This window comes from Microcoleus sp. K1-B1, from assembly GCF_036704705.1.
Classification (GTDB): domain Bacteria; phylum Cyanobacteriota; class Cyanobacteriia; order Cyanobacteriales; family Microcoleaceae; genus Microcoleus.
Genome location: NZ_JAUBSH010000126.1, coordinates 1 through 17575, shown reverse-complemented (window position 1 = coordinate 17575; position 17575 = coordinate 1). Strand labels below are relative to the sequence as shown.

Here is a 17575-nt window from a genome sequence, read left to right as displayed (position 1 = left end):
CATCTTTATTTGACGATTTTACTAGCTTTTTCATTTTAACTCTTTTTTGACACATTCGCAAAAGTGAGATGCACCCTTGTAATGTCTCTGCGACGCTCATTTAAAAATAGCGGTCAAATCTTAGTGACCTCGCATAATCCTGAAGCAATCCGCAAGTTTTCAAATGAAAATACCTTTGTATTAGATCGCAAAAGCCACTTAGAGCCAACTTTAGTCAGACCGCTGAGTGAGATGTCTGTTAAAGGCGACCTGATAAATGCCTTGATTGGTGGCGACATAGAGCTATGAGTAATAAGTATCAACCGCACATTCATGTGTTGGCCGAAGATGATGCTAATCGCCAGATTGCCAACGGATTTCTTCTTGGGCAAAACCTTAATAACCGTGCTGTTAAAGTCCTGCCACTTCGTGGTGGTTGGATAAAAACTGTGGAGGAATTCACGAAGGAGTATGCGTCTGAAATGCGACAATTACCACAAAGAAGGATGGTTTTGCTCATTGATTTCGATGATGATGAAAATCGGTTGAGTTATGTAAAAAGTCATATTCCAGAGGATCTAGAAGCAAGAGTATTCGTGCTGGGAGTGCTATCTGAACCAGAGAATCTAAGGACAGACATCAAAAAGACTTTTGAGGAGATTGGAGAAGCTCTTGCAAAAGATTGTTCTGACAACACAAATGAGTTATGGGGACATAATCTTCTCAAACACAACAAAGGAGAATTAGATCGTATGGCTTCATCTGTAAAACCATTTCTCTTTAAATAAATAGACGCAAAAGTCGCGCACGCTACTTAAATGTCAGGTGCGCGACGGCCAATAATTTAGCGGAGTGTGGCTCGCTCAAAAGTCGCGCACCCTAATGACTACTGACCGAATTCTGCTTGCAGAATATCGTCATTATCATCGGCGATCGTGGCGACAATAGTGATAGCACGAGAAATTTCTCCGGTCGAGATTTCGGCGATCGTCCGAGTCGATATTACCGCAACTTGATTGTCAACAATCGCAAAATGAGATTCCAAAGTAGACAGCCAATTCATTTCTAGAAGTTTCCGCATTAATTGAGCTTCATTCTTCGCAGGCAACTGCAGTACAAAAGCCCAAACAGTCAAAGTATCTTCTTCGGTTTCGCCCGTGAGTTGCACGAACACTTCAACACTGCCGTACTTAAACTTCCAAAGATGTCCGCCAGCTTCACTTTGACCGACCATCACTTTTTGGTCTACAGCCATGCTGGCGATGACAGTTTCAATTTCTTCTGCATAGGTGACGGCTGTGGCTTTTTCGACCTGCTCGGAGGCGATCGCGCTTTCCCTCGATAGGCTTTCTGCGGAAGCTGTTTGTATGTTCGGCTCGCTGGTAGTCATGATTATATTTAGATGGAAAACTATTCCAATAATCAGTTTACTTGCTATGTTCTTCAGATTGTAAATTTTAAATCTTAAAGCTCCGTCCAGAGTAACTTGTTCCTAGGCTCTGCCTGGGAACCGATGTCCAGAGGCTCCGCCTCGCTTAACTACGAAAACTTGAGGCATAGCATCTGGATCTGCGTTACCAGGATCTGCCTGGTAACGAGTACAAATTATGACTTTAAATAACTGGTTCCGAGGCTATGCCTGGGAACCAGTAGATCTCGCTTGTTTGCGGAGGCAGACGCAAGTTTGACTTGCAGAGCGGTTTCAACCAGGTTCGCGATCGTTTTTAAGCCTTGGGCTTAGTCGCCGCCGGCTTCTTCTCAATGGTATTCAAGCCGTTGAGGAACATGGGCACCAATTTCTCCATAAATGCCTGCGGGTCGCGGTTCCAGGCGCGCTGAGCGACATCGACTCTAGTCATTTGCAGATCGGGGGCCAGCAGGCTTGCGGGCAAGCGTTCCATCAGGTATTGCGGACGTTCCCACATCGGCATGGTGTTGGCAATATCAACTAGGCGGGTGACGCGACGGAGTTCTGCCCCCAGCATGATATCCATTCCCGATTCAAAAGCTGCTTGTTCGATCGCCACATACTTGCGCTTTGCCTGTTCCACCTTTTGGCGGTGTTCCGGGCTTTTGTCGGCGATTTGGGCCAGCCAGCGGTTGCCCCAGCGGACGTGACCAGCTTCTTCGGGAAAAATCTTTTCGATGGTTTCGCGGATTTTGATGTTTTCTGCGGTTTGGGGAGCCTGTTTGAGGGCGTGGATGTGCGCTGAGAAGTATTCGCAGCCCCGCTTTTCGGTGACATTGATTGCGGCTAAGGCTGCAATTATACCGTCATCGAGGTTGCGGTATTGCTCTTTGTCCAGCAGGCGCTCAAATTCGTCAATGTAGGAGATTCCCGGCGGCGTTCCCACATTTTTGCCGAGGTCTACCAGCAAGTCGGTGAGCCACATAGCGTGTCGCGCTTCGTCGGAAATGTGCCGCGAGAGGTCGCGCACGAGTTCGGCCGGTTCCCCGTCTAGCCGTTCGATCACGTCCGTGAGGTCTTTGCAACTGCGCTGTTCGCTGTAGCGGTAGCGGTTGAGGGTGATCAGGTGCAGTTCGCGATCGCGCACTACATTAGCTAAAATTTCGCGCGCTCCCATTGCGTTGCGAAGCTTGCGGGGATAGGCAACAGTCATGCTTTTATGTTGTTTTGTAAAGATACTTGTATAAGTGTAACGCACTTTTTTCCACAACCAATTACCTCGCAAGGGTGAAAGTTATTGTTTAGTACGGAGATTTGGGAGCATCTCAATGAAAGCAGCCAAGCTAGAAATTGAAGTTTTGAGGCAGGAGTTTTGAGGCAGGAGGCAGAAGGAAAGAGTCAGAAGTCAGGAGCCAGAATCAGTATTTTTACAAATATGAGATGCTCCCCGGAGATTCAATTTTATACAGACAGTTTTTTTACTAGCTCAACCAATGACAATAGTTTTGAGTTGCAAGTCATACCATTTTAGATTGTAGATTTGAGATTAAAAATGACTGATGAATATCAGGTTTTGGAGCTTTTATACAGTTACGTTATTTTTTAAAACTACTATCACGCAAGGGTTGCGCGGATCACAGACAGCAACCTCATACACTCAAAACTTTTCAGTTTCCGTCGAGTCTGAAGCTTCCCCACTAGCAGACTCTTGTTGAAATTTTCGCGCCTCTTCTACTTCTAACCTAGCCAAAGTTGTCGCCACATCTGCTAACTGTAAAGCCAGATTCATCCGACAAACCGGGTTTTTTTCCCTCCAGAGGTCTTTTGCTAAGAAATGTACTCGATAGCGAAACATTTTAATTGAATTTGGCGGAGTAACTTTCACGGTCATAGTCTTTCTTCGGTTGAAGTTTGAATGCGGAGCAGCACCCGTTCTAGCTCCAAGTAAACAAATGTCAGCATGATTACTTTATCTTCATCGGTGATTGTAACACTACAAGTTGCCGATCGAGGTTCAACGCCTTCATGCCTGACAACTACAGTATATTTTCCTGGCTTCAGGTTATCAAAATTCACATCGGCCTCAAACAGGTCAACTGTCTCCTCGGCCAGCACTCGTCCTTCTTGAGTCAGTAAAGTGACAAACGCAATGCCGTCAACTGAAGTCATGGCGACGTTACTCTGATTGCGGATCATCACAAAAATATCGGACATCGTTTAGTCATTGTTAATTGCTAATTGCTAATTTAGAATGAGTGCATAATCTCACAAATATGCGGAGTATAAATACGGTGAATCATGTCAAGCTTTTGCTAATTTTGACGGCTTTTGCAGCGGTTCTCGGTTTGGAAAAAAGTGGGGCCCTAGCTGCTGTCTCAAATATCTCTGAGACAGAGGCTGGTTTGCAGCTTCATGACGTGCGAGTTGCTCAAAGGGACGATCGCAATTTAAGCAACTCAAAAGGTACATTAAAAGAAGGCAGTACCCTCTCAATCGATCCTGATGAAGTTACGGGCATACCAAAAGCTGAGGCGCGACAGCGTTTCATTTTGAATAAGATATATCGGGTTCAGGAAGGTACTACCGCTGACGATTTGTTTATTGTTGATGAGAAAGCAAATAAATGGGCTGTAGAGGAGGTCTCTGAGGCTACAATGGGCCCTACTACTAACAGCGTTGCCCAGATAGTGTCGGGGAACGGGAGAGTCTGGGCGTTGATCCAGAAGTTCTAAACTCGAAAAAAACGCCGCTTTTAAGGGCGGCGTTCTTATTAATTAAAAATCATCGGTTAAAAATGGTATAATTACCATTTTTAACTTTTAATTTTTAATTATTAATTTTCTAACAGTCGTAGTAGAGAGCAAACTCGTAGGGGTGAGGACGCAGGCGCATCGGGTTGACTTCATTGTCAAGTTTGTAGGAAATCCAGGTTTGGATGAAGTCTTCGGTAAATACGCCGCTTTCAGTTAAGAAACTGTGGTCTTTTTCTAAAGCTTCTAAAGCGCCTTCCAAGGAACCGGGAGTCGAAGGAATCTTGCTCAATTCTTCAGGGGAAAGGTCGTAGATATCCACGTCCAAAGGTTCGCCCGGATCGATTTGATTCTTGATGCCGTCAATGCCGGCGCACAGCATGGCTGCAAATGCTAAATAGGGGTTGGATGTGGCATCGGGACAGCGGAATTCTAACCGCTTGGCTTTAGGGTTGGTTCCCGACAACGGAATCCGCACTGATGCCGATCGATTCCCTTGAGAGTAAGCTAAGTTTACAGGCGCTTCAAAGCCCGGAACTAAACGCTTGTAGGAATTGGTCGTGGGGTTGGTGATTGCCAAAAGTGCCGGTGCGTGCTTGAGAATGCCGCCGATGTAATGCAGTCCCATTTGACTGAAACCTGCATATTGATCGCCTGCAAATAGAGGTTGGCCGTCTTTCCAAATCGACTGGTGAACGTGCATCCCGGAACCGTTGTCGTTAAACAGCGGTTTGGGCATGAAGGTGATGGTTTTGCCGTATTTTTTGCCGACGTTTTTGATGACGTATTTGTAAGTCAGCAAGTAGTCGGCGGCTTGTACTAAAGTTGCAAAGCGGAAACCGAGTTCGCATTGACCGCCGGTGGCGACTTCGTGGTGGTGCTTTTCGATTGGTACGCCGCATTTTGCCATTGTCAGCAGCATTTCCGTTCTCATGTCTTGAGAGGTATCGGTTGGTGCTACTGGGAAATAACCTTCTTTGTAACGCGGTTTGTAGCCGAGGTTGCCGCCTGCTTCTTCTTTGCCGGAATTCCAGCGACCTTCGATCGAATCTACGTAATAGTAGCCGGAATTTTGGGTTTGGTCGAAGCGAACGTCGTCAAAAATGAAGAATTCTGCTTCCGGCCCAAAGAATGCTGTATCGCCGAGACCGGTCGAAAGCAAGTAGTCTATGGCTTTTTGGGCAATGGTGCGGGGACAGCGACTGTACGGTTCGCCGGTGCGAGGTTCTTTGATGCTGCAAATGAAGCTGATGGTCGGTTCTGCCATGAACGGGTCCATCCAAGCGGTGGTCGGATCGATGACCATCGTCATGTCTGATTCGTTGATGGCTTTCCAGCCCCTAATGCTGGAACCGTCGAAGGGTACGCCGTCTGTGAATGCGGTTTCGTCGATTTGGTCGTGGTACAGGGAAAGGTGTTGCCAGATCCCCGGCATATCGATGAATTTGAGGTCAACGATCTGGATCTTATTTTCTTTTATGTAGTTTAAGGCTTCTTGGGGTGTCTGGAACATGACTTACTCCTGATATTGGTTGTTTCTTGGCGATCGGCCGATTTCAGACTGTGTGGGCGATCGTAGGCCTTCAGTATCCACTATTTTGTATCTATGGCTACAAAATTTTGAAATAGGGGCCCCGTGCGGCCGGGCAGTTTGAAATTCTTGCCCTGTGGATTTTTCGGCTGAAGATACAAGGCAAACGGCTGAATTTTACGACAGTTTGCCGCGGATAGACTACCCTTCGTGAAAATCCTATCTCAAATCTTAATCAAACGCCGATTTGTAGTAGTCTACAATAGGCGGTCTGTCTCAGATAGCAAAGTATTGATAAAGATTTTTGGGAGAGAAACTTATGCGCGATGCAGTGACGAGCCTGATTGAAAACTATGATGTTGCTGGTAGGTATTTAGACCGAGATGGTATCGATCGGTTGAAATCTTATTTTGCAACGGGCACGGCACGGGTACAGGCGGCTGCTGCGATTAACAGCAATGCTGCGGCAATTGTCAAGCAAGCTGGTATCCAGCTATTTGCTGAACAGCCGGAACTGATCCGTCCCGGCGGAAATGCCTACACGACTCGTCGCTATGCGGCTTGTCTGCGGGATATGGACTACTACTTGCGCTATGCTACTTACGCCCTCGTGGCTGGAAGTACCGACGTGCTCGACGAGCGCGTGCTGCAAGGTTTGCGCGAAACTTACAATTCTCTCAGCGTTCCCATTGGCCCGACGGTGATGGGGATTAGCATTATGAAGGAGATGGTTAAGGCTCAGGTGGAAGCTGCTGGCTTGTCTGTGGGGCCTTTTTTGGATCAGCCTTTTGATTACATGATTCGCGAATTGAGCGAACAAGATATTTAAGTCAATTTGCTAGTTCTTTTAGCAGCAAATTGCACTTGTGGCTGGCAGTTAGCCGCAGTTAGATCGATCGCTTTTTTTGGCCTCACAGCCTCCAAGCGATCTTTTTTTATGGGTTATACAATTTTAGATTAAAGATTTCAGATTAAAAATTATAGATTAAAAATTATAGATTAAAAATTTAAGTAATTGGGAATGACTTATGAATTAAGGGTTGGGAGCTTCCCTATAATTGCATTCTTGTTTGAAACTGGTGCTAAAAATCGTCCACACATCCCCAGACGAGGCATTTGTCCAGGGGATTTTTGGTTTGGCCCAGATCGATTTGTGCGACGGTTGTTGCTTCTACTTCGCCGTTGGGGTAAAGAATGTGGATGATGTCACCGCTGACGAAGGCGAGGGGATTTTCTTGACAATTGCCCGGATTTCTGATAGGAAAGTTAATTGTTTTCATGGTCGATCGCCCTAATGGTATTTGTAGCGCTTTGATCTGCATATAAATCATCTGCCATTGGTCGCAATTTTTGTGTGATTTTATGAAGGTATATCTGTGATAAAACTACATAATCAAAGCGATCTCAGTCACATAATCTGAGGTGGGGCGATCGCCCCGCGACAATTGCAAAACCAACATAATTGCCAAAAATTAGCAGTCGGGCTTGTGCGTAAGTGCTAATCTGGTACTGTTCTTAACCCTATCCGTACAGATTAAAAACCTTGGCTAAACAGCGACTAGACACTTTATTGGTCAGCCTAGATTTGTGCAGTTCCAGACAGCAAGCTCAGGCCTTGATTCGGACTGGGAAAGTCTCAATCAATCAACAGGTAGTTGACAAACCGGGCACTGAGGTTGACATTGCAGCAAAAATTCAGATCAAAGAGCGATCGCGCTATGTTTCCAGAGGCGGCGACAAATTAGCCAAAGCTTTAGAAGTTTTTGCGATTCCCGTTGCAGGCAGAATTTGTCTCGACGGCGGCATTTCCACAGGCGGTTTTACCGACTGTTTGCTGCAAGCCGGCGCCGCCTTAGTCTACGGCATAGATGTTGGCTACGGTCAAGCAGATTGGGGCTTGCGTAACGATCCGAGGGTAATTTTGAAAGAACGCACCAATTTGCGGTACATGACTGCTACTGAGCTTTACGGCGACTCTGCGCCAGCAGATTTGGCGGTAGTAGATGTGTCGTTTATTTCCCTGGATAAGATTTTACCCGCGCTGTGGGAATTGTTGGCGCCACCGCGAGAAGCGGTGTTGCTGGTAAAGCCGCAGTTTGAGGTAGGGCGCGAGAGAGTCGGGAAAAAAGGCGTAGTGCGAGACTCAGCAACTCAAGCTGATGCGATTTTTCAAGTGTGGAAAGCAGCCACAGCTTTAGGATGGCAGCAACGCGGCTTAACGTGGTCGCCTTTACTTGGCCCGGCCGGTAATATCGAGTATCTTTTATGGTTGGGGATCGATCGCGAACTAGAATCAGACCACAGGGCGATCGAAGAGGATGTTGTGAAGGAACAGATCGCACAAGTCACCAAAGCGGCGGCGCGGGAACTTGTCGATCGATTGTAGATTGTAGATTTTAGATTGATTTCAAGATGTCAAGCTAATCTATTTTAAAAGTCAAATTAGGAACTCCAGATTGCTCTAAAATTTCAAATTTTTTTGTCAATCGGACTCCTCAACTTTCACAAGAGTGAATAATTCCATGCAATCATTCAAACAAGCCGGTTCGATTTTACTGTACGTTCTAGGTGCCATCGGGTATGTGGCGATTGTAGCTACTATTGTAGGCGTTTCCATGCTGATAAAGTGGGCAGCTCTGCTACTAGCTGACAAATTATTATATACAATTCTGATTATCGGTGATTTGTTGAGGGGCATCGAAATTATTGAACTGTTAAATATATTGATATTTGCATTTATCGGTATGGGAGTCGGTGTGGCGACAAGGCTTCTACACCCTCAATACGGTCGCAAAATTAGTGCAGCTTTGTTGATAGTTATAGTTCCCTTAGTGTTCATGATTACGCCAGCCATCAGATATAATTCTTGGCTGGAAAAAGTAGGAGAATCCGATAAATTATCGCCTCCGCAAACTGCAACATTAACTAACTCATTTTTGAATAGAAAAGTAGGATTGCCTGGTTTTATCGGTTATTACGTATATACGGGTCAGTTTCCGGTTATCCCGACTAAACAATCGGAGATGAAAGACCTTGACAGCTTTGAAAAAAAAGTTAATTCCAGATTTGTACAGTTCACAGGTATTGCTCCGACTATTGTTTCTTGGTCAATGCGGGTTTGTTTTTGGCTGATTAGAATATTTTACTTTTCTATAGCGGTAATTGCAACAATCGCTCATTTTAGGGAAGGTGTGAGAATCGCGAGACGGTAATACGATTTTCGATTAAACAATTGGGAATCAGATCGAATCCGGTGGCATCGGAATTAATATTACCCGAAATCAGGACACGGCAATGCCGTGTCCCTACAATTAATCGCGGTCGGGACACGGCACTGCCGTGTCCTCTATATCATTCCGGTGCAACCGGAATTGATATCAATTGACCAATTTTTATCAAAACTTGAAGAACCGTATAAAGTTCGTTCCTTAGAGGAACAGGTGAAAATATTCTTGATAAGTCATATTGAGGCGGATTCTGAAAGTCTAGCTTGACGAATACAATTTCACTGCCATTTGTCATCGCAGCAAAACTCGGTCTATCCTTGCGGTGATTGGCGGTCATGTATGCTAGTGTTTGGGGAAGTGCAGACATTACTGAAATGGTGGTGCGCTTCGACTCTAAGAGTGTCACCCAAAACTGATTTTGCATCACTAAAACATCAATCCGTCCCTTGAGAGTTTCTACTTCATCATCCTCGTCATCTAAAACAATTTGCACAGATTTTTCAGCCATCATTTTAAAAGGTGGATCGTAAAAACCCGCTCGTTCCAATAGAGGCGAACCCATGATTAGCGTAACGGTTCCTTCTGTAAGACTTCCATCATTTAAATGATAGAGATATCGCCGCCGAATTAAATTGAGAGCGGCTTTATCGACTTCTGTAATTTCGGGTAAATCTGCATACCATTCTGGGAAAAATCCCTCGGATTCAGTTCGCGTAACATTGAATCGAGCTTCAACATCTGCTAAAGTTTGGATGATTTCAGTAATGGCTGTTGTTTGTGTCATATTTTAAACTCTTGCTGCAGGCGATCGATAATTGTATTACGCTCGATGGTGGCGAGAATTTCTTGAATTACCGTATCTTGTCCCAGGGGGCCCCAGGTGCAGCCTTTTTCTAAATAAACTTGGGCGGCGCGACCGACAGCGTAGGTTCCGTAAGCTGCTAAACTAGCTTGAGTGACAGCGACTCCGGCAAAAGTAGAAAAGCCGATGTGCGGGGCCGCAGCCGCCGCACTTTTGCCAAATCCCAACAGAAAACTGCTACCCAATTCTCCCAAAAGTACGCCGCCAGCACTGGAGAAAATAGTCTGCCAAAGTTTCCCGGCTTCGTAACCAGTCATGGGTAAGCCGTAAAGTCTGGATAAAGAGCGAATTAAGGCTAAATCTGCGACACTTGCTCCCATTACATCCAAGAATGCCACTGGATTTAAACCGACAGCCAAAGCTTTATATTTCGCAAATTGCCATATTAAATCTTCGGCTTCTGTTTGTCGCAATTTGAGAACGTGACGGGCAATATTTGCTTCGGCATCTCTAGCTTCAACTAAAGCATTGAGAGCGAGGAGCGATCGACCTTCTCTGTTAAGAATTGTGAGAATTTTATGTTTGAGTTCGTCTATCTGCGCGGGCGGGGACTCCCATTCGTTAGTTACTTTTCCGTCGGACCATTCCACCCGCACTTGCACCGGTGCTGGTTCGGCGGCTACCATGACTATTTCTAAAGATTTGGCAATTTTAGGCGGTGATTTTGCAGTAGATTTATCAGATGGGTTGTTTGGGCGATCGGACAAATTTTCGCTATCTGTTTCCTCTTTTACCGCAGCGGCTGCTAACTCTTCAGAATTTGCCAGCGCTTGCAAACTTTGGAAAATAGCTTTTCTGTCTAATTCTGGATAAAGGTCAATTTTATTAAAAACTAAAATTACCGGTTTTTGAGCTGTTTGCAATTCGCACAGTGCTTGATATTCAGTTCGGGTGATATCACCTGCAACGACAAACAGAATTAAGTCAGCTTGGCGAGTTACTTGTTTCGCCATTTCGCCCCGGACTTCGCCGCCCACTTCATCAAGTCCGGGAGTATCGATTAATTCTACTTGCACCCCTCCTTTCCCCCCCTTACCAAGAGGGGGTTGGGGGGATTCCTCGTTGTCAAGGAAGGATAAAGGCACACTCCAGCGCACGGAACGCGGCCACTGAGTCACGCCGTTGAGAGGGCCTGTTTGCAGAATTTTGTGACCTAAAAGCGCATTTAATACGGCTGACTTGCCACGGCTGACTAGGCCGAAAGTAGCAATGCGGATTATGTTGTGGTCTAGTTTTTCTGAGGTGGAAGTTAAGATATCTAGCTGATATTGCAGCGCCGCTTCTAATTCTGTATTATTCGAGTTTTTTTTCCCTTGGCGCAGGTGGGAATAGCGCGCCAGGGCTTCGCGCAAACTGGCGCGGGCAAGAGATAAGCGATTTTCTTGAAGGGAATTGTCAGCCATTGGCGATCGGCTTTTCTAAGCAGGTATAATTGATCGTCGAATTATAAATCCTATTTCTTATTTTAATACAATTTTTCATAAATTTATAATTTTTTAGTGGTGAGTTTTCCAAAAAATCTTGAACGGGCAAGATGCCCGTTCCACAATAACAAAAAATTTATTGTGGAACAGGCATCTTGCCTGTTGTTCCACAATAACAAAAAATTTTTGTGAACAGGCATCTTGCCTGTTGTTTCACAATAACAAAAAATTTATTGTGGAACAGGCATCTTGCCTGTTGTTTCACAATAACAAAAAATTTTTGTGGAACAGGCATCTTGCCTGTTCCTTTATTTTACTTAATTGGCCGCCGACTTAACGGTTTCGGGCCCAGATACCTGAGATGAAAGGCGACTCGCCACTTGGTTGACGAAAGATTGCAAGAAGGAAACTTGCTGATTTTGCGTAAATACTGCTTGCAAAGTTTTAGTCAACTGATCGAGACTGAAAATGCCTTTGGCAGCATTTTCCAGTTCTTGACTTTGGAAATATTCAATTAAACTCAGTCCTGCTATTCTGGTAAAATATGCTGCACTAATTCCCTGCACCGCGCCTCCGGCTACATAGGTGACGGCATTGCTTTTCAGCAGTCCAGTAATAGTTTGGGTAGACATTTCTACTAATCCCAATTTGAACATTTGATTAGCCAAAGTTCCAGCTACTGTCTTAGCTTGGTCTAAGGAAAACTGTTGCTTGTAGATAGCGCCGAGGTCGATTACGAGCTGGGTGCTGATGGCGGTTGTTGCTAGCAAGTCTAAGGCCGGAACCGGATTAGCAAACACAGTGGCGGCGGCGATGTACTGATATTGTTCGATAATGGGAATTGCCCGATCGCGCCTGACTGCATTTAAGAAGGTTTTTGCCTCTAACTTGATACTTGCAGCCTCGCGCACTGCACTCGCCCAGACCAACTGTTGCCGTTCTTCAGTTAAGATTTTAGTCAATCTTTCCGTCAGCCCGTCGAGTTGAGAGACTTGCTTTTCAATCCGTTCTTGAACAGTGCCGTCCGCTTGGTGCCGGCGCACTTTAATAGCATTGGGAGAAGCTGCGATCGCAATTATCTCTTCTGTTCCCAATATTCCTTGCATTTTCTGCTGCAAAGAGTTCAAAACCTGCGACTGCTGTTCTGGCAAATATTGGTCTTGTTTGTTCCAGACTAGCAGCACGCGCTGACCGGCAGAAGCTAGTTGAGATAATGTTTTAAATTCGGAATCTGTGATGTCGCCTGCTGTTACAAACAGCACTAAATCACCGTTGATTTTGGCATCGGCATTTGTATTAGCAAACAGCGCTGCTGTTTCTTGTAAACTAAGCTTTTGTGGGTGTTGAGAGGCCCAATTAGAATTTAAAACTTGAATTAAGGCAGTTTTGCCGACAGCTTTGCCGCCAGTTACGGTAATCCGCAAATCTTGTCTGTCTAATTCGGTTCTGAGCCGATCGAGCTTTGCTGTTAGATTAGCAGGATCGGCGGAGTTTTGAGCTTCTGAGGCTAGCAATTTAATTGCTGCTTCGGAAGCCGCGATCGCTTTTTCGGCTGCTTCCCGGTTCGCCAGGGGTTGCGGGAGTGCGAGTTCGAGTTTGGGGGATTGTTGCTTCCACCACCAATACCCCGCACCGGCAGCCGCCAAGCCGATGAGTGCCGTTTCACCCATTTCTGAACCCGAATGCTGTAGAGTTTCCAGCAGCCACAGCGCTGCTGAAAGTCCTATTCCGCCTATTAAAATCGGTCGCCGCAAGTTAAGTGTCATTTTTTCCTTCCTGTGGGTATTGTCACCAAGCTTAACCTTCGCCGGCTTGGCCTCCCTCCCTATATTCCATCGTACCTCTGCGGCATCCAAACTGGCAGGCGGGCGATCCGACTTTTTGCGATCGGGATTTGCGGCCCCGGCGACAATCAACTTTTTGTACTTCTACAAAGGGGGAATGAAGGGCTGAAGCACTCACTACAAACCCAGAGATTTTTACAGGATGTTGCCAACAGAATAGTTAATTTTTGCTTGATGTTGGTAATGCTTGAAACTGCGCTTCAAAAATATCAATTATTTGTTTGGGAATTGCTCGCGGGCGCATTGTGGTAACTTCAACCCAAACCCAAAGCGCCTCTGCTTTTAACAAGATTTCGTCACTTCCAGCTAAGCGAATTTCGTAGCGGCGGACAGCGCGCGGGCCGCGCATTTGTTCGATCCAAGTGGATATCTCCAATCGATCCCCCGAGGCTGCCGATCGCAAATAGTCAATCTCTATCCGTCGCATTACAAAGACGCCGCCTAATTCCCGGTAGCGATCGAGAGTAAATCCCAAATGTTCTAAATGTTCGATCGCAGCGTGTTCTAAATAATGCTGGTAGACAGCATTATTTACGTGACCGAGGGCGTCCATTTCGTAATGGCGCACTCTAATTTGTGCAGTAAATGGTGCCAATTTCTCACCTTTCCACTTGTTGCGGTATTTTGTAGTTCCGAGTGCGATCGCACTCTGGGTCGATACTCGCTCGGAACTGATTGCAAGTTACACTCAATAGTTGAAACGTCACTGCTTCCAGGTTAATCTTAGTCCTGGAAGCACAGACGGTCATCACCTTGGTTTTTTAGGACAATACAATAGCTTAAAACCCTCAGTCTCGGTTGAAAAACCCGGTTTCTTGGTTCTGAGTGCGTCCCGGACTAAATCTTTGAGAAATCGGACGGGTAATTGTTTAGTCTCCCAGACAAATTCCCAAACCGCGGGCCGTTTTAACCAGAGTACCATTGAAGTCTACAGGACTGTATCTGGCGATCGCCTTTTCCAGAGGAACACTCACAACTTCCCGCTTTTGCCAAGATACCATGCAGTCGTATTTCTCTTCGGCAATTAAATCAACTGCTGCGATGCCAAAAGCAGAAGCAACTAATCTTTCTAACGATGAAGGAGTTCCTCCGCGTTGAATATGTCCCAAAACAGTGACGCGAGTTTCTGCACCGCTGCACTCAGAGATTGTATCAGCTAAATACTGACCAATTCCCCCTAATCGACTTTGACCTAAGCGATTTGTGTGCATTATTAACTCGCCTTCTTCAGTGCGAACTGCCTCCGCTACTACAATTAAACAGTAGTTTTTTCCTCGGTCTTGGCGTTCTTGGATTTGGGCACAGATTTTGGAAATTGTGTAAGGGATTTCTGGAATCAGAATTATATCAGCTCCTCCAGAAATTCCGGCACTGATCGCAATATGTCCAGCGTCGCGTCCCATGACTTCAACAATCATGACGCGACTGTGACTGGCCGCAGTAAAATGCAAGCGATCGAGTGCTTCAGTCGCAATATTGACAGCAGTATCAAAACCTATGGAACGCTCGGTAATTCCGACATCATTATCAATAGTTTTAGGAATAGCAACTAAATTCAAATTGCCTTGTTGAGCAATCTTCCTGAGAATGGCGAGACTGCCGTCGCCACCAATGCCAATTAAGGCATCGAGACCTAGTTGATGATAGCCTTCGATAATGTCCTCAGCCCGATCGCGTAGAGTCCCATCCGGCATCGGGAAAGCAAAAGGATCGCCCTTATTTGTCGTGCCTAGCATCGTACCGCCAATGGTGAGCCACGAGTCTACTTTCTCAATATCCAAGGGAATTGCTTCAGGGGGACGACTCATCAATCCGTTGGTGGCTTGACGAATCCCCATCACTTTCCAATTGTAAGTTCCCGTTGCGCGGTAGACAACGGCTCGAATAACTGCGTTTAAGCCTGCACAGTCACCTCCGCTGGTGAGGATACCGATACATTTTTGTTCTCCCATAATTAATGCCCGACTTTTGTTCTTCAGAACATGAGTTGATATTTTTAGATGCCGATCGTCCAATCCTGATTTTCGACGTAAATAGGTAGGCGAAAATAAACTTTACTCTGTAACAGAATGTAAAGCTATCATAACTTTTGTGATTGCTTTCATAAGATATCGCTCCTTTGGGGAGCGTTTCACTCGTTTTTGACTACTTATGTATTTTCAAGCTTCATCGACCTAATTGAGTGGCTCATCTCTGACGCCCCCTACAAGTTCGATCGCCAACAAAGTAGCATGGCCAATCACCGTCTCCAACAAAACATCAATTTTACTTGGGATTGAGGCGTTTAGAAACTTGGTTAATTATACCGCTGAGAATAGCACCGCCCATAAGAATTCCCAGGGCGGGATTAAATACGGGCTGCCAGAGACTGTACCACAAATCAAAACCGAGATTCACCCCGGTCGATCGACCCGCTACTGCGATCACAAACCACCCAAAAATGGCAAAGACGAAAAACACATCAGCTACTAAAATCAAGTTGAGAAAGTTAAGAAATTTATCTTTCATTGTCGAGGGTTCCTTTTGAGTGTATATGTGTCAAGTTTTGGCAAGCGGTTGGTAATGGAGCAGATTGATAGCTGCAACTGGCGATCGAATAAAGATAAAATATCATTCAATTGTTTTCGCGCACAGGCTGTCAAAATATGGTTCGCTATACACTTCCTCAAAGCCCCGAAATTATTTTAACTGTCAAGGGGAAAGATTCAGCCAAAGCCCGGGAAGAAGCGATGGATCGGCTGATGGATCTCATGGATGAGGGTAAGCTGCCTACGGAACTCATGGAGGGATTTGGGCCCAAGCAGTTTGTTGAAGTTAAGGATATCGAAGATGCTGCGTCTGACGGCGAGGATGCGATTACTGAAGCCGTGCAGATTTTGAGCAATTTGGCAACTCTTAAATTGAAAGTGATGGAATCCCGCGAAGAAGCACTCAAAATCCGGGCGGCGATCGACATTTTGTTTACAGATGAGGCTGTGACTGCCGAGGAAATTGGTCGCTTGAAAGATGGTTTCAAGGTTCTCAAAAACTTTGCTCAAGCTAATGTCCGCTATCGAGAAGCTAGAAGTAAAGCCGAAGAAGCGCGGGCCATTCTTGACGAAGCTTTGCAATCTGTCGAACCGGAAAACAAGGCGCCCAAATCCACGAAATAGTAGCAGGTTGCATTGAAACTCACATCTTGCACCATTCTCAAGAACAGGCCGGAAAGCCTGTTCCACAAGAAAATTTACTATAGCAATCCCAAATCATTTGTGTAATTCTTGTAGGGGCAAACCCCCCGTGGTTGCCCCATGAGGCAGGGTAGGCACTCTTAGCACTACCCCTACATCTTTTTACGACTCCTGCAAGGATTGCTATATATATTGTGGAACAGGCATCTTGCCTGTTCCTAAAAAGCTTATTGACAATGGTGCAACATCTGAGTTTGAACCTATTTCTGTCATTGCAACCCGAAACGAAGCAATCGCCGAGGTTTGCGATTGCTTCGTTTCTCTATTCGGACATACAATAAATCTGCTGTAAGACATAATATTAACTTTATCCACATTGAAATCAGGAAAAAATAGTGAGCCAACAACAAACAGGAATTCTGAGAAACTCGATGTCAGGCAGCTTGCTGCTGGCTAAACAGTTAGGTTTTGAACCCAAAACTGTGATTGATGTCGGTGCCGCCTTGGGAACTTTTAACCTTTACGAAACTTTCCCCAATTCGCGACATTTGCTAATTGAACCGATCGCCGAAAATGAACCTTATCTCGCAAAAATTTGCCGCAAGCTCAAAAGTGCAGAATACATTATCGCTGCGGCGAGCAAAGAAGCGGGAGTTTTCACCCTCAACGTCAGTCCCGGTATGGTGCATTCTTCAATTTCTGAAAACCGCGCTACTGACAGCAGCGATCCTTATGTGAGAAACATACCAGCAATTACCCTGGATGGAATATGCAGGGAAAGAAATTTGCCAGGCCCGTATTTAATTAAAGTTGATGTAGACGGACAGGAATTAGATGTTTTAGCAGGCGCAACTGAGATTTTGCAGCAGACTGAATATGTAATTGTAGAAGTTACTTTATTCGGTCAGATGTTTGATGTAATGAGTTTTATGAAGTCCCAAGGATTCGCAGCTTACGATATTGTTGATTTGTCATATCGCCCCATTGATAAGGCTTTGTGGCAAGTTGACATGGCTTTTGTGAAGGAATCCGGTCACTTCAGAAGAGAGAGGGGTTTCGCGACAGGAGAACAGGATATCGAAGCACTTAACTCGCATCTCAAAGCTTATCGAGAAAGTTTCATCAAATACATTGACACTCATTACAGCGACCCAGTAGAGCCGGAACCGCAGGTCAGTCAAGCTATTGTGGGCGAAGATTATGTCATCATTTAATCAGCTATTGTGCATTTAAACTGCATATTTGGGGCGGCGTCGGAGCAACGCCCCATAAGCTTTTGATTATTTGTTGACGTGAAATTTAAATCCCACATTCCGCAGATGTGGGTCGGATTTTTTTATCAGTTGTGAAAACTTGGAAGCCAAACAATTTTGGGCTGAA

The 17575-nt window shown here is 45.4% G+C and carries 19 protein-coding genes; 7 read left to right on the top strand and 12 right to left on the bottom strand.

Annotated features, from left to right (window positions below):
- The first annotated feature begins 284 nt into the window (after window positions 1-284).
- Window positions 285-767 (top strand): hypothetical protein, encoded by a 483-nt coding sequence (locus QUA83_RS27990; RefSeq protein WP_333297300.1) that lies wholly within the window; start codon window positions 285-287, stop codon window positions 765-767.
- A 98-nt stretch (window positions 768-865) separates the two neighbouring features.
- On the opposite strand, the gene QUA83_RS27985 is transcribed toward QUA83_RS27990, so the two are convergent.
- From QUA83_RS27985 to QUA83_RS27970, 4 genes are all read right to left on the bottom strand, one after another.
- Window positions 866-1369, bottom strand: coding sequence for a YbjN domain-containing protein (locus QUA83_RS27985; protein ID WP_333297297.1), 504 nt, complete (start codon window positions 1367-1369; stop codon window positions 866-868).
- Between the two features lie 334 nt (window positions 1370-1703).
- Window positions 1704-2600, bottom strand: a complete 897-nt coding sequence (locus tag QUA83_RS27980; RefSeq protein WP_333297295.1) for a ferritin-like domain-containing protein — start codon at window positions 2598-2600, stop codon at window positions 1704-1706.
- A gap of 444 nt (window positions 2601-3044) precedes the next feature.
- Window positions 3045-3278, bottom strand: a complete 234-nt coding sequence (locus QUA83_RS27975) for a hypothetical protein (protein ID WP_006634133.1) — start codon at window positions 3276-3278, stop codon at window positions 3045-3047.
- The gene (locus QUA83_RS27970) at window positions 3275-3601 is read right to left on the bottom strand and encodes a hypothetical protein (RefSeq protein ID WP_333084935.1); all 327 of its coding nucleotides are present in this window, start codon (window positions 3599-3601) and stop codon (window positions 3275-3277) included. Before QUA83_RS27970 ends, QUA83_RS27975 begins: the two co-directional genes overlap by 4 nt.
- 59 nt (window positions 3602-3660) lie before the next feature.
- Here QUA83_RS27970 and QUA83_RS27965 point away from each other — a divergent pair, with 59 nt between their 5' ends.
- On the top strand, window positions 3661-4119 hold the full coding sequence (locus QUA83_RS27965; protein WP_333297293.1) for a hypothetical protein: 459 nt from the start codon (window positions 3661-3663) through the stop codon (window positions 4117-4119).
- A 109-nt stretch (window positions 4120-4228) separates the two neighbouring features.
- Here the strand turns inward: QUA83_RS27965 and glnA are convergent, their stop codons facing one another.
- Window positions 4229-5650, bottom strand: coding sequence for a type I glutamate--ammonia ligase (gene glnA, locus QUA83_RS27960; RefSeq protein ID WP_333297292.1), 1422 nt, complete (start codon window positions 5648-5650; stop codon window positions 4229-4231).
- Between the two features lie 337 nt (window positions 5651-5987).
- On the opposite strand from glnA, the gene apcB reads away from it, so the two are divergent.
- Window positions 5988-6497: an allophycocyanin subunit beta gene (gene apcB / locus QUA83_RS27955; RefSeq protein WP_293258696.1), complete on the top strand. Its 510-nt coding sequence runs from the start codon at window positions 5988-5990 to the stop codon at window positions 6495-6497.
- A gap of 253 nt (window positions 6498-6750) precedes the next feature.
- Here the strand turns inward: apcB and QUA83_RS27950 are convergent, their stop codons facing one another.
- Window positions 6751-6990, bottom strand: a complete 240-nt coding sequence (locus tag QUA83_RS27950) for a hypothetical protein (RefSeq protein WP_333297290.1) — start codon at window positions 6988-6990, stop codon at window positions 6751-6753.
- 221 nt (window positions 6991-7211) lie between these two features.
- On the opposite strand from QUA83_RS27950, the gene QUA83_RS27945 reads away from it, so the two are divergent.
- Window positions 7212-8054: a TlyA family RNA methyltransferase gene (locus QUA83_RS27945; RefSeq protein ID WP_333297288.1), complete on the top strand. Its 843-nt coding sequence runs from the start codon at window positions 7212-7214 to the stop codon at window positions 8052-8054.
- Window positions 8055-8190: 136 nt separating this feature from the next.
- Complete coding sequence (locus QUA83_RS27940) at window positions 8191-8880, top strand: hypothetical protein (RefSeq protein ID WP_333297287.1); 690 nt, start codon at window positions 8191-8193, stop codon at window positions 8878-8880.
- Window positions 8881-9019: 139 nt separating this feature from the next.
- On the opposite strand, the gene QUA83_RS27935 is transcribed toward QUA83_RS27940, so the two are convergent.
- The 6 genes from QUA83_RS27935 to QUA83_RS27910 form a co-directional block, all read right to left on the bottom strand.
- Window positions 9020-9679 carry a type I restriction endonuclease subunit R gene (locus QUA83_RS27935; protein WP_333297285.1) on the bottom strand — a complete coding sequence of 220 codons (660 nt, stop codon included), beginning with the start codon at window positions 9677-9679 and terminating at the stop codon, window positions 9020-9022.
- The gene (locus QUA83_RS27930; protein ID WP_333297284.1) at window positions 9676-11160 is read right to left on the bottom strand and encodes a GTP-binding protein; all 1485 of its coding nucleotides are present in this window, start codon (window positions 11158-11160) and stop codon (window positions 9676-9678) included. The genes QUA83_RS27935 and QUA83_RS27930 overlap by 4 nt, the downstream gene beginning before the upstream one ends.
- Before the next feature lie 338 nt (window positions 11161-11498).
- Entirely contained in the window at window positions 11499-13097 is a 1599-nt protein-coding gene (locus tag QUA83_RS27925) for a slr1306 family protein (protein ID WP_333297283.1), read from the bottom strand.
- Between the two features lie 88 nt (window positions 13098-13185).
- Window positions 13186-13620, bottom strand: a complete 435-nt coding sequence (locus QUA83_RS27920; RefSeq protein ID WP_333297281.1) for a thioesterase family protein — start codon at window positions 13618-13620, stop codon at window positions 13186-13188.
- Between the two features lie 274 nt (window positions 13621-13894).
- Complete coding sequence (locus tag QUA83_RS27915) at window positions 13895-14977, bottom strand: ATP-dependent 6-phosphofructokinase (protein ID WP_333297280.1); 1083 nt, start codon at window positions 14975-14977, stop codon at window positions 13895-13897.
- Window positions 14978-15290: 313 nt separating this feature from the next.
- Complete coding sequence (locus tag QUA83_RS27910; protein WP_333052315.1) at window positions 15291-15533, bottom strand: hypothetical protein; 243 nt, start codon at window positions 15531-15533, stop codon at window positions 15291-15293.
- A gap of 137 nt (window positions 15534-15670) precedes the next feature.
- Between QUA83_RS27910 and QUA83_RS27905 the strand changes: the two genes are divergently transcribed.
- Window positions 15671-16177, top strand: a complete 507-nt coding sequence (locus QUA83_RS27905; RefSeq protein ID WP_333297278.1) for a hypothetical protein — start codon at window positions 15671-15673, stop codon at window positions 16175-16177.
- Window positions 16178-16590: 413 nt separating this feature from the next.
- Window positions 16591-17409 (top strand): FkbM family methyltransferase, encoded by an 819-nt coding sequence (locus tag QUA83_RS27900; RefSeq protein WP_333297277.1) that lies wholly within the window; start codon window positions 16591-16593, stop codon window positions 17407-17409.
- Window positions 17410-17575: the final 166 nt, after the last annotated feature.